This is a genomic window from Streptomyces sp. NP-1717 (assembly GCF_022695985.1).
Taxonomy (GTDB): Bacteria; Actinomycetota; Actinomycetes; order Streptomycetales; family Streptomycetaceae; genus Streptomyces.
Window position 1 is genome coordinate 1 of sequence record NZ_JAAPBF010000217.1, and the last position, 12,412, is coordinate 12,412.

8 protein-coding genes are annotated in these 12,412 nt (G+C 72.8%); all 8 read right to left on the reverse strand.

The features are described from left to right. Positions 1-353: 353 nt before the first annotated feature. Positions 354-1,028, reverse strand: a complete 675-nt coding sequence (locus GXP76_RS29305) for an iron-sulfur cluster-binding domain-containing protein (protein ID WP_242574639.1) — start codon at positions 1,026-1,028, stop codon at positions 354-356. Between the two features lie 90 nt (positions 1,029-1,118). Next, the gene (locus GXP76_RS29310; protein ID WP_242574640.1) at positions 1,119-2,216 is read right to left on the reverse strand and encodes a LacI family DNA-binding transcriptional regulator; all 1,098 of its coding nucleotides are present in this window, start codon (positions 2,214-2,216) and stop codon (positions 1,119-1,121) included. Positions 2,217-2,221: 5 nt separating this feature from the next. After that, positions 2,222-5,206, reverse strand: a complete 2,985-nt coding sequence (locus GXP76_RS29315) for an aminotransferase (protein WP_242574641.1) — start codon at positions 5,204-5,206, stop codon at positions 2,222-2,224. 198 nt (positions 5,207-5,404) lie between these two features. Next, entirely contained in the window at positions 5,405-5,728 is a 324-nt protein-coding gene (locus GXP76_RS29320) for a MiAMP1 family antimicrobial peptide (RefSeq protein WP_242574642.1), read from the reverse strand. A 1,915-nt stretch (positions 5,729-7,643) separates the two neighbouring features. Then, entirely contained in the window at positions 7,644-8,669 is a 1,026-nt protein-coding gene (locus tag GXP76_RS29325) for an AfsR/SARP family transcriptional regulator (protein WP_242574643.1), read from the reverse strand. Between the two features lie 72 nt (positions 8,670-8,741). Then, positions 8,742-9,833, reverse strand: coding sequence for a PP2C family protein-serine/threonine phosphatase (locus GXP76_RS29330; protein WP_242574644.1), 1,092 nt, complete (start codon positions 9,831-9,833; stop codon positions 8,742-8,744). 331 nt (positions 9,834-10,164) lie between these two features. Continuing rightward, positions 10,165-10,992 (reverse strand): alpha/beta fold hydrolase, encoded by an 828-nt coding sequence (locus GXP76_RS29335; protein WP_242574645.1) that lies wholly within the window; start codon positions 10,990-10,992, stop codon positions 10,165-10,167. Positions 10,993-11,224: 232 nt separating this feature from the next. After that, positions 11,225-11,842: a TOPRIM nucleotidyl transferase/hydrolase domain-containing protein gene (locus GXP76_RS29340; RefSeq protein WP_242574646.1), complete on the reverse strand. Its 618-nt coding sequence runs from the start codon at positions 11,840-11,842 to the stop codon at positions 11,225-11,227. Positions 11,843-12,412 lie beyond the last annotated feature (570 nt).

Genomic DNA, 12,412 nt, shown 5'->3' on the forward strand with positions numbered 1-12,412 from the left:
ATGCCGCCCACCTCGCACACCCCCGTGCCCGGACACGGTGCTCCTTCCGCGTGGCCGCGGGCCGCTCGTTCTGTGTCGTCGCCGTGCGTCAGCCGAGGTCAACTTGGCCTCCTGGAAGGTCGATCGGGCACGTCGTGAAGCTCAACGACCAGGTGGCGATTTCGAACGCGTGTGTTTCGGACGCTCCGGAAACCGCGTGACGGCGGGGGAATCGGTGCGTGGCGGATGCACGGGCCCTTGCCGGACGGGAGGGCGCCCGGTGACACGGATGGCCGAAACGCCGGTGCGTGTGCGTGGCCGGGCGTGTCCCGGTCCGTCGCGGCGGCGCGGAGGACCTGTCGCCCGGGGCCGGTTCAGGCGTCCAGGGTGACGTCCGAGGTCGGGACGGCGCAGCACAGGAGTGCGTGGCCGGTGCCGACGGGGACGGCGGGGGTGAGGAGGTGTGCCGTCGTGCCTTTCACGGGCCGGCGGCAGGTGCCGCACGCTCCGGCCCGGCAGGCGGCGGGCAGCCGGAGCCCGGCGGTCTCGGCGAGATCCAGGAGGGTCCCGTCCTCGGGGGTCCAGCGGGCCTCGATGCCGCTGTCGGCGAACCGTACGGTGAACGGCCCCGGCGAGGGCGGCGGCAGGTCTGTCAGGCCGGCCGCGACGGGTGAGAAGAACGGCTCGTCCTTGATGGACTCCTCCGGCAGCCCCGCCGCGCGCAGGGCCGCGCGAACCGTCCGTACGAAGGGGCCCGGGCCGCAGAGGTACGCCTCGGTGAGCGGGTCCGCCGCCGCCAGCCGTGCGAACTCCTCGGCGGTGGGGCGCCCTTGGCGTGCGCCGGGTGGCAACGGTCCCTCGGGGGCGGTGAGATGGAGCCGGGCCTCGGTGTTCGGGAGCCGGGCCGCCAGTGCGGTGATCTCGGGCCACAGCGGTGTCTCGCGCGCGGTCCGCGCCACGTTCACCACGGTGACGGACCGCCGCGGCGCCGTCGCCGCCACCGAGCGCAGCAGTGGCAGTACGGGGGTGATCCCGATACCGGCGGCCACCAGCAGCAGCGGACGTCCGGCGTCATAAGGGCACGGGTCTTTCCGGGCGACGGTATTTCGTCGTCCGGAAAGACCCGTGGTGAGGGAACGTCAGAGGCCGGTAGAAGCGCGGGTGTTGAGGCTGATCGGAAGGGAGCGGACCGTGCCGCGCGGTGAGCGGCCGGCCAGGATTTCACAGAGGAGGCGCGCGCATTCCGCGCCCATGTCACGGGGCCGCAGATCGATCGCCGTGATCGGGGGGTCGGAGAGCCGCATGGTGGTGCTGTCGACGCACGAGGCGAGGAGCAGGTCCTTGCCGACCGTGCGGCCGGCCGCACGGATCTCGGGGAGCACGGCCACGGCGGCGCCGTCGGCGGCGCAGACGACGGCGTCGGTCTCCGGGGACCCGGCGAGCATCCGGGCCACCTCAGCCCGCAGCACGTCGGGGGGCGAGCCGAAGGGTGCCTTGTGCACCGTGTCGGGCACCCCGTTGCGTACGCACCACCGGCGGTAGGTGTCGAGCACCGTCGCGGCCCACTCCGCGGTGCTGTCGGAGGCGAGCAGGGCGGGCCGGGCGGCGCCCGCGTCCCGGAGGTGGTCGAGCAGTTCGACGGTGGTCGTCTCGTGGTCGGACCAGACCACTCCGGTGGACTCCTTGTCGCCGACGTACCGCTCGGCGGTCACCACCGGCAGCCCCGAGTTCATCAGCGCCTCGACGACCGGGTCCCCGGCCATCGGGTCGCACAGGACGAGGCCGTCCACCTGGGGCAGCGCCCCGCGGTGCGGCAGATGGCCGGAGGAGATCATCGTGACGTTGAGGCTGGCCCGTGTCGCCTGCTCGATCACCCCGAACACGAACGACATGTAGTACTCGGCGCTCGTCAGGAACTCCGGGATGTGCAGGGCGATGGTCTCGGTCACCGACGTACGCAGCGAACGCGCGTTCCTGTTGGGCGAGTAGCCGAGCCGCCGGGCCGCCGCCTCGACCGCGTCACGGGTCGCGCCGGAGACCCGGCCGTGGCCGCGCAGCGCGTCCGACGCGGTGGTCTTGGAGACCGCCGCCTCGCGCGCCACATCGGCGATGGTCGGCGGCGGGGTGTCCTCGGGGCGTGGCCCGGCGGGGCCGGAGGAGCCGGTGGAGGCGGCGGAGGCGGCGGGCCCGCCGGCCGCGTCCGGGGAGCCTGACGTGTTCGGTGTCGTACGGGGCATCCGGTTCACCATCCGTGGGTCAGGGTGTCGTCGAGCGCGGCGGCGAACCGGTCCGCGCTCTCGCGGGTCAGACAGAGCGGGGGTTTGATCTTCAGCACACACAGCCGGTCCGAGGTGGGCTGTACGACGACGCCGAGTTCGCGCAGCCGTTCGCAGATCGCCGCGGTCTCCTCGGCGGCCGGTTCCAGGGTCTCCCGGTCCCTGACGAATTCCACCCCGAGGTAGAGCCCCGTCCCGTGCACCGCGCCGATCAGCGGATGCCGCCCGGCCAACTCCAGAAGGCGCTCGCGCAGATGGCCTCCCACGACACGGGCGTTCTCCTGGAGCCCTTCGTCGCGCAGGGCGTCGAGCACGGTCAGTCCGACGACCGAGCTGACCGGGCTGCCGCCGGCCGAGGAGAAGAAGTAGCCCTGGGAGCGGTAGGTGTCCGCGATCTCCTTGCTGGTGATCACCGCGCCCAGCGGGTGCCCGTTGCCCATCGCCTTGGCGACGGTGACGATGTCCGGTACGACACCCTGCTGCTCGAAGCCCCAGAAGTGCGATCCGAGCCGCCCGTATCCGACCTGCACCTCGTCGGCGACGCACAGGCCGCCCGCCGCGCGGGTCGCCTCGTACACCTGCCGGAGATAGCCGTCGGGCAGTGCCATGCCTCCGGCGTTGCCGTAGTACGGCTCGCAGATGAACGCGGCGGGAGGGCGCCCCGACCGGGCCAGCTCCCGGATCGAGTCGGCCGCCAGCGGACCGTACCGCTCGGCGTCCTGGCCGCGGTGGCTGCCCCGGTAGGAGTTCGGCGCGGGCAGGACGTGCACCCAGTCGGGTCGCGAGGCGAGCGCGCCGGGGTTGTCGGCGACCGAGGTCGATACGGCGTCGGAGGCGTACGTCCAGCCGTGGTACGCCTCCCCCACCGCGACGACGTCCTGCCGTCCGGCGGCAGCCCAGGCCAGGCGCAGAGCCAGATCCACCGCCTCCGAGCCGCTGTTGACGAGGAAGACGGTGTCCAGGCCGTCCGGCAGCAGGCCGGCCAGCCGCTCCGAGAGGCTGACGACGGACTCGTAGTGGAAACGCGAGTTGGTGTTGAGGCGCTGCCACTGCTGGTGGACCGCCTCGCTCAGGCCCGGATGGCCGTGCCCGAGAATGGTCACGTTGTTGAGCATGTCCAGGTAGCAGCGGCCCTCGGTGTCCACGAGGTGCTCGCGCCAGCCGCGCTCGATACGTGGCGGCGCGTCGAAGTAGTGCTCCTGTACGGCGGCGAAGGAGCGGTCGCGGCGCTCCAGGAGGCTCTCGGCGCCCGTCCCCGGCTCGGTGCGGGCGGCGGGGACGGCGGGGACGACGGGCTCGAAGAGCGCGGCGGGATCGGGGCACACCGCCAGCCAGCCCTCGGCCAGGTCCGGCGGGACGGTGCGGGGAGCGGGGCGGTCCGCCAGGCGGGAGAGCTGGAGGTGCGCGGCGGAACCGTCCGGACGCGGGACGAGGGTGCCGAGCGGCGCCCCGGCCGGGACGGCGCGACCGACCGAGGAGGTCGCGGTGTCGGCGCCGTCCCCCTCCGTCTCCGTATCGATGCCGTCGATGCCGTCGAGCACCAGGGACCATCCGTCGTCGGTGCGCAGCGTCACCCCGTCCGGGGAGTGCCGCACCAGTGATCCGGCCCAGGGCGCCCGGAGCTCCAGCGCGACCGCGACGCGCAGCTCGGTCCCGAGCGCCAGGGTCGCGGCGTCCGGTTCGCCCGGCCTCGACCGGGTCAGCCGGTACTCGCCGTGCCGGGTCCGTACGGCCGTTCCGTTGCGCTCCAACGCCCCCGCGGCCAGGGCGTCTTCGGCGTCGGCGGCCAGCCAGCGGCCCTCGTGCAGAACGCCGCTGGACACCGACAGGTCCAGCGTCTCCACGCCGCCGGTCGGCTCCGGCAGCAGCGGGTGTCCGGCCGCCGGCGGACCGGGCGGCGCCAAGTGGCCGACGGCCGAACGCAGTTGGGCCGTCATGACCTCCGCGGGCACCGAGACGGCCGCCTCGAACATCGCCCACTCGCGGTCCAGCGCGGTTCCGGCGTACTCGTTGCCGGGGTCCTGCAGGACGTCGTACTGGCCGCTGACCACCAGGACCGCGGTGCGCAGCACGACCAGCGGCCACAGCGCGTCCGTCTCGGGGCCGGCCAGGGGGCGGACCGCGTGGAAGGCCCGCACGGCGGGTAGCACCGACGCCGGGGTGGAGCCGTGGTGGTGCAGGACGGACGCGCAGGTGACGGCGAGTTCGGCCACGGCCCAGCCGTACCCCAGGTCGCCGAAGTCGATGACGCCGACGGGCAGGGGCCGTCCGTCCGGCCCCGGCTCGCACACGACGTTGTTGTCGGTGAGGTCACCGTGGATCACCTGGACCGGCAGCCGCTCTTCGAGCGTCCGCAGCCGCGCGTGAGCAGCGCGGGCCTCGCGCACCACGCGTTCGGCACGCGCCGTGTCGGTCATGAACGGGGCCAGGGCCTCCACGACGTCCGCCGCGTTGCGCAGGTCCCACAGTCGCGGGCCGTCCGGGTCCGGCATGTCGAGGCCGGCCAGGGAAGCGGTCGTACGTCCGGCGAGTTCACCGAGCCGGGCGACGACGCGCGGCGCGAGGTAGCGGCTGTCCATGATCGGCTCGCCGGGTACGTAGTCGAAGAGCCGGCAGTGCAGCGCCACGCCCCCGACGGTGATCCGCTGAACGAAGTCGCCGTCGACACCGGCCCGTGCCCGGGGCAGCCGGAGAGCGGGATCGGCGGTGGCGAGATGCTCGGCCGCCGTCACCTGGGCACGCAGGGTGGCTGGGTCGGTCACCGGGTTCGCGATCTTCAGGACGTGGTCACCGCCCGGGTCCGTGCGTACCCGGTAGTTGCGGTCCTGCTGGCTGCCGAGATCCCGGGCCGTCCCCCGTACCCCGAACCGCTCCCACAGCGCGGCCGCCACGGCGGCGTCGTCGACGGCAACCATGGCGGGCACCCGCCAGTCCGCGGCCGAGAAACCCATTCTGCTCCCCCTCCGAGGGCCGGAACCGGCTCTCGCGGAGTGCGTGCCGGATCGTTCCGGCGCAATGTAGCCAGGGGAATTGCCCATGTCAACGGCGGGGGCGCGCCCGGTGACTTCCGGGGTGCCGCCGGGGTGGGTGGACCCCGGAGAGCTGAGGTCCACCCACCCGCGGCCCGGCCGGTTCAGCCGTTACGGCGCTCAGCAGTGGAAGAAGACGCTCTTCCAGCCGAAGGCGTCCCGGCTCTCCTGGCTGCCGCGGAAGGTGGTGTGCACCTTCCCCCGGCAGCCTGGCTCGTTGTACATCGCGGCGGTCTGGCCGGTGTACGTGAAGCGGTAGGCCGCCTTGTGGCCGGGGTCGATCTCGTTGCAGCCGCAGGCGAACACCTCTCGGGCGCTTCCGGTGTTCTGCGGTCCCGACCAGCTGAGGAAGCTGCTCGCGACGGCCGTTCCCGCGCCGAGGGCGAGGGCTCCGGCCAGCATCGCGGCGCTGACGGCGGTACGAAGGGCATGGCGCTTGCGCATGGGGTTCCTGTTCGGTTTCGTGTCTGTCATCGGGTGTCGCGCGGTAACGCGTCGCGCGATGTCGCGCTGTGCCGCGGGCGGCGCCACCCTCGGCGTTCTCGCGATTCACCATTCCGCCCGGCGCTGTCGTCCCGGTCACGTCCCGGTCACTCCGCGGCTCACCCGTCCGCCGGGCGCCGCACCTCGTGCGCGATCCCGAGCGCCAGGGCGACGCTGTCCTCGGCCGTCGCGCCCCGCCGCCACGCACGGGTGTACGCCTCGGCCGTCATCCGCTCCCGCACGACGGCGCGGGTACGGGCGTGGAGCGTGCCGAAGGGGCGGAGTTCGGTGATCCTTGCGCCCGTCGCCCGGCGGTACCGGTGCGCCGCCCCGAGGACGACGGCCGCCCTGTCGTGGTGTCCGAGGGCGCCGAGTGTCCAGGCCAGGGTCTCCAGGCTCCAGGCGGGGCCCCAGTTGTCGTCGAGGGCACGCTGCCGTACGAGTGCGTCGCACAGCGGCGCGAGCCCTCGGCGGGGCTCTCCGTGCAGCAGTTCGGTGAGACCGGTGCACCACTGGGCCCAGGTCCGTGCCCACTCGGCGCCCGTGCTCTCCGCCTCGGCGACGTAGGTGTCACAGGCGAGGCGGGCGTCGGCGCGGTCTCCCAGGAACGCCGCGGCCATCGCCCAGAACATGGTGGCCATGTGCGCGTCCCCGGTCTGTCCCGCCGCGGCGAACTCATGCCGGGCGTGTGCGAGTTGAGCGATGCAGGCCGGGTCGCCGGATACCAGGAGCGCGTACACGCCCTCGATGTACACGACGGGCGCGGGTCTCGGGGGCCCGGGCACGACCGCACGGCACTCGGCCAGGTGGGTCTCCGCCGCGGAATGGTCTCCCTGGACGAGCGCGACGAACGCCTTCATGACCGGCACCATGACCGTCAGCTCGCCGAGGGCGGGATCGACCAGCGGAGAGAGGCTGTCGATCCAGTGGCGGGCCTCACCGAGCGTGCTGCCGAAGAACCAGCAGCGTGTTCGCGTGAGGTCCACGACGATGGCCGCACCGGCCGGCGCGAGGTCCGGGCGTACCCGGCAGAAGTCGAGCGCGGAGCGGATGTTGGGCAGTTCCCGGCGCAGCCGCTCCAGCCAGCCGGCCTCGTCGGGCCCGCACCACCCGGCGGCGGCGCGGGCGGTGAGCGCCCGGTAGTACTCGCAGTGCCTGACGAGCAGTCCGGTCGAACTCCCCGCCGCCCGCAGGTGGTCCGTACCGTACTGGCGGATGGTCTCCAGCAGGCGGTAGCGCGTGCTGCCGCCGTGCCGCCCCGGTGACACGGCGGGCTCGACCGTCACCACGGACTTGTGGACCAGACCGTCGATCAGGTCCAGTACGTCCTCCCGTGCGATGCCCTCCCCCGCCTCGTGCGACTGCGGGCCGGTCGTCCCGTCCGCGCAGACGGCTTCGGCGGCCCGGAGGTCGAAGCAGCCGACGAAGACCGAAAGGCGGGCCCAGAGCAGCCGTTCTCCCGGTGTGCACAGACCGTGGCTCCAGTCCATGACACCGCGCAGGGTCTGGACGTAGCGTCCGGGGGCGAGCGCGGGCACCCGCCCCGCCGCCTGTCCGGCCACCCGTACCGTCCCGGGGGCGCCGGGCGCGGCGGGCAGTCCGGTCGCGCCGGCCGGTGCGTGCGTGAGGTGGCGTGGAGCCGACAGCAGGCGGAAGCGGTCCCCGAGCCGTTCCAGCACCTCGTCCACGCTCAGCGACCCCAGCCGTACCGCCGCGAGTTCGATGGCCAGGGGGATACCGTCCAGACGCCGGCACAACTCGGCGGCCGAAGCGCCGTTCCCCTCGCCCGCCCGCCGTGCGACCGCGCAGGCGGCGGCCCGGTCGTACAGCAGACGCACCGCCTCGCACATCTCGCCGCCAAGATCCTGACTGATCGTCAGACACGGAACCAGCAGCAGGTGTTCGCCCGGTGCGCCCAGCCTCTCGCGGCTGGTGGCGAGCACCCTGAGGTCCGGCGCGGCCCGCAGCAGTCGCAGTACGAGTGTGGCCGCGGCGTCCACCAGGTGCTCGCAGTTGTCCAGTACGAGCAGCAGGCGGCGGGCGCGCAGATGGTCCGCGATCGCGTCGGTCGCGGACCGTGTGGACTGGTCGCGCAGCCCCAGCGACTCGGCGACGGCCCGTTCCACACCGCCCGCGTCCGGGGCGCGGCGGGGGCGAGGTCCGGCGCCGCCGTGAGCATCCGCTGGTGCAGGGCCTTGAGTTCGGCGCCCGGATCGACACCCAACTCCTCGGCGAGCAGCGCGCTGACCTCGCGGAAGCTCGCCAGCGCCTCGCCCTGTCTGCCGCACTGGTACAGCGCGAGCATCCGCTGGGCCCAGAAGTGTTCGCGCAGCGGGTGGAGCCGGGTCAGCCTGCGCAGTTCCGGGAGCGCGTCCGCGGGGCGCCCGCGGCGGATGGTGGCATCGATCCACGATTCCTCGGCGGCCAGCCGCTGTTCGCACAGGACGGGTACGACGTCCCGGAAGCGCTCCGGGTCCAGATCGGCCAGCGGCTCACCCCGCCACAGCGCGAGCGCGTCGCCGAGCTGTTCCAGCGCCCGCTCGGGCCGGCCGGCGTCGAGCGCGGCCGCGCCCTCCCGGGCGAGGGAGGTGAACCGGTGCGCGTCCAGCCGGTGTCCGCCCTCCGCGTCGAGCGCGTACCCGCGCCGGTCCGTCCGTACGACCTCCGGTCCGAGGGCCCGGCGCAGCCGCAGGACGTAGTTCTGTACGGCGTTCCTGGCGCCCGGCGGCGGACAGTCCCCCCACAGCCGGTCCACGAGCGCGTCGACCGGGACGACACGACCGGCGTCGAGGAGCAACGCGGCCAGGAGTGTGCGCAGCTGGGCGGCGCCGAGGCTCACACGCCGACCGTCGCGCGTGATGACAAGCGGTCCCAGGATCCCGAACTCGTACGGTGCGTTCATCGGGGGCGAGAGTAGAACGGAAAGTAATCGCTTCGCCACTTGCTGTTACCCCTTGCGGTGCCCGGCCCGTTCTCAGCCGGTGAGGCGGAGCAGGAGGAGCGCGGCGTCGTCGTCCAGCGGCCTGCGGGTGTGGGCGGCGAGTGCGCGGCGCAGAGCGGCGAGGTCGTGGTCGAGGTCGTCGTGGTCGAGGCGGCGGACGGTCTCGGCGAGTTCGAAGAACGCGCCGTCGGTGTCTCGGGCCTCGGTGGTGCCGTCGGTGTAGAACAGCAGCCGGTCACCGGGTCCCAGCCGCGCCGAGCAGGTGCCGGAGCCGTCGAGGAAGTCCTTGCTCAGCCCCGGGGGCAGACCCAGGGGCGGGCCCGGTACGTCCGGCTCCGCCGGCACGACGGTGCCGTCCGCCCGGCGCACGAGCGGTGGTGGATGTCCGAAGTTCAGCAGGGTCACCGCCCCGTCCTCCGTACAGTCGGCCAGGACGGCCGTGACGAACTTCTCGGACGGTTCGCGGAGCCTCAGGGCGTTCTCGATGTGCCGTGCCACCTCCTGGAGACTGCCGGCCCCCAGCACCCTGGTGCGGAAGGCCGTCAGGACCGTGACAGCCGTCTGCACCGCTGTCAGCCCCTTGCCCTGCACGTCTCCGACGATCAGACGGACTCCTCCCCCGGCCAGGGGGACGGCCTCGTAGAGATCCCCGCCGATCCGCGCCCCCACGGCCGCGGAGGTGTAGGAGACCGCCAGCTCGATCGGACCGCTGGTCCGGGGCACCGGCCCGAGAATCGCCGCCTGTGCGACGTCCGCGACCGCCCGCACGTCCACGAGTTCACGCATGGTTCTCCGCTGCTTCTCCACCGCCCGGACACGTACGACAGACGCGTAGGCGGCGACGAGCGCGACGAATGCCACGGAGCCGAGCGCGACCATCCCCCGGCTCGCCGCCAGGGTCTCGTCCGCGACGACCACACCCGCGCACACGACGATCGCGAGCGAGCCCACGACGGCGACGGCGCGCGGCCGGCTCGTGGCGGCGGCGAGAGCGGGGGGCGCGGCGAGCAGGGACAGCAGGACGGCGGACTGTGCCAGTACGTCGACCAGTACGACCGTCGCGATCAGCGCGTGCGGCACCATCTCCGCGACGCGCGTGCCGTGCACGCGGCGCCCGGCGCTCACGGGAGCCCCCGCCCTTCACAGCGGCTGTCGCCGGGCGGCACACGGGAGCCGCCGGGGCGCACCGTCTCGTCGACTCGGGGACTCATTTCCTTCGCTCCTTCGGGACGGACGTCGAGAACGGAGCTTCCACCTCTAAACATACCGATCCGAGTGGGCCTTTTGTCCGCTTTATTCAATTATTGAACAACCAGAGCGGGCACCGTTCCCCACGCGATGACGCGGATGACCGAGAGCCGCCGCCCGGCAACACAGTGTTCCGGCAGGCGCTCGGTGTCATCACGGCGGAGCCCGGACCGGCCGCGCGGACCGGGCGCGCGGTCCGGGCGCGCGCTCAGCCGCGTGCGAAGTCGAGGAGGTCCGCGTTGAACCGCTCCGCGAACTCGGGCACCATCGCCAGCCCGTGGGGCGCGCCCCGATAGACCTTGTAGGTCACGTCCTTGACGAGCTGGGAGGACTTGTCGCCGGCGGCCACGATCGGAACGATCTGGTCGTCGTCGCCGTGAACGATCAGCGTGGGTACGTCGAACCGTTCGAGGTCTTCGGTGAGGTCGGTCTCGGAGAACGCCTTCACACAGTCGTAGGCGCCCTTGATACCGACGGTCATTCCCCACAGCCAGAACTCGTCGCGGGTTCCCTGGCTGACGGTCGAACCGTCCCGATTGGCACCGTAGAACGCGGCACTGAGTTCCTTGTAGAACTGCGAGCGGTCCTTCTCCACGCCCTCCCGGATCTCGTCGAAGACATCGATCGGGAGCCCTTCGGGATTCGCTTCCGTCTTGAGCATGAGGGGCGGTATCGCTCCCAGCAGTACCGCTTTGGCGACCCGGCCGGAGCCGTGCCTGCCGATGTAGCGGGTGACCTCCCCGCCGCCCGTCGAGTGGCCGACCAGGATGACGTCGCGCAGATCGGCGTCCTCGATGACCGCCGCGAGGTCGTCGGCGTAGGTGTCGAGGTCGTTGCCCTCCCAGGTCTGGCCCGAGCGCCCGCCGCCGCGCCGGTCGTGGGCCACGGCGCGGAAGCCGTTGTCGGCCATCACTTTCAGCTGGGGGTCCCAGGCGTCGGCGGTGAGCGGCCACCCGTGGGAGAAGACGACGGGCTGACCCGCGCCCCAGTCCTTGTAGTAGATCGGTGTGCCGTCCTTGGCGGTGGCGAAGGGCATGGTGACTTCCTTCCGAACTGATCCACAACTCCGCGTCCGTACCGGAGTTCAGTGCCCGACCGGAGTCCGGCTTCACGCCGCGGACCGGCGTCGCACGAGCGGTCGATCGGCGGAGGGGTCGGCGGCGAGAGAGGGCGACCCTGGATGAGCACGTCGTCCGTTCAACGCTACCGGAGGAGCCGTGTCCGGGCGTGTCGATCACCGGGCCGGGGGTCGGAAGCCTGCCGCGTGGTCACAGGCTGGTGAGCAGGCCTTCGAGCGGGGCCGGTACGTGGTCGGGGTCGAGGGCCTCGACGAGGACGCGGCCGTACTGGATCTTCCGCCCCTTCTTCGTGCCGAGGAAGCGCCGCAACTGCTGCTGCGAGGTGCGGCCCTGTTGCGCGGGCTGGCGCAGGAAGGTCTGGAGGGCGCGCAGGTCGCCCTCCGCCCGTACGAGTTCCTCCACGCGTTTCACGCCCAGCGCGCGGATGAGTTCGTCCTCCAGATCCGCCGCGCAGACGAAGAACCCCTGCCGTTCCGCACCGGCCCGCTCCAGCGCGCGGTCGTAGAAGCCGCGCTCCGCCTCGTCGCACAGTCCCGTGAGACGGACGCCGAGGCCGGGCGGGCCGAGAAGGCTCACGAAGCGACCGACGCTCATCGCACCGCCCATCGACAGGACACAGATCCCTTCGGCCGCCAGGTTCCGGCCGCGCCTTGCGGCCAGCGCGTTGACCGCCGCGACGTCGCTCGGGCCTTCGAGCAGGACGGCCGCCCTGACGGGCAGACGCCCGGCGAGCTCGTGCGCCCGTGTCCCGGGGCCGCCGGCCGCCCACGCGATGACCGCCTCCTGGAACGAACCCATGTCTGCCACGGGAGAAGTCTCCGCCCTTTCCGGCCGCCGGGGTAGGGAATTTCTGTCGGCGCGCCGATCGGCGGGAGTGGTGGACAGCCCGGCCCGCCACGAGCTCAGCCGGAACGGTCTCGTCACCGTTGTTCTCGGGCCTCGCCCGAGACCGCTCCGGCCGGGTCACACCCGATGTCCGTCCCGTGCGACTGACGTGCGCCACGGCCCAGTCGGACGCGCGGCCGCGGGCAGTACGCGTGGCCGGAGCGCCGGAAGGCGACCGGCCGGCCGTCGACTGCAACGCGGGGGAGTGTCCGGTCCCGCCTGGCCGGCGACGCCTGGTACGGCACCTCGCCGCGTTGTCGGACCCGGCCAAGTACGGCCCGGTACGAGGCCGATCCTCCGCCTTGCGATGCACCGCACCAGCCGTCACCGGCCCCGCCCGAAGGGCGGACGGCGCTACTTCGCGGACACCCCCAGGGGTCCCCGGCGCCCCATCTCCTGTGCGGCGCCTCGTACTTACTGTCCGGTAGAGACCTATGCGATCAAGGGGGTACGCCTCTACCGTCGGGGCACCACCGCGCGCCCGCCGGCATC

Coding starts and splice junctions, on each gene's coding strand:
- GXP76_RS29325 (WP_242574643.1), bottom strand. CDS start 8,669: ATGAACGCACCGTACGAGTTCGGGATCCTGGGACCGCTTGTCATCACG.
- GXP76_RS29320 (WP_242574642.1), bottom strand. CDS start 5,728: ATGCGCAAGCGCCATGCCCTTCGTACCGCCGTCAGCGCCGCGATGCTG.
- GXP76_RS29315 (WP_242574641.1), bottom strand. CDS start 5,206: ATGGGTTTCTCGGCCGCGGACTGGCGGGTGCCCGCCATGGTTGCCGTC.
- GXP76_RS29335 (WP_242574645.1), bottom strand. CDS start 10,992: ATGCCCTTCGCCACCGCCAAGGACGGCACACCGATCTACTACAAGGAC.
- GXP76_RS29310 (WP_242574640.1), bottom strand. CDS start 2,216: ATGCCCCGTACGACACCGAACACGTCAGGCTCCCCGGACGCGGCCGGC.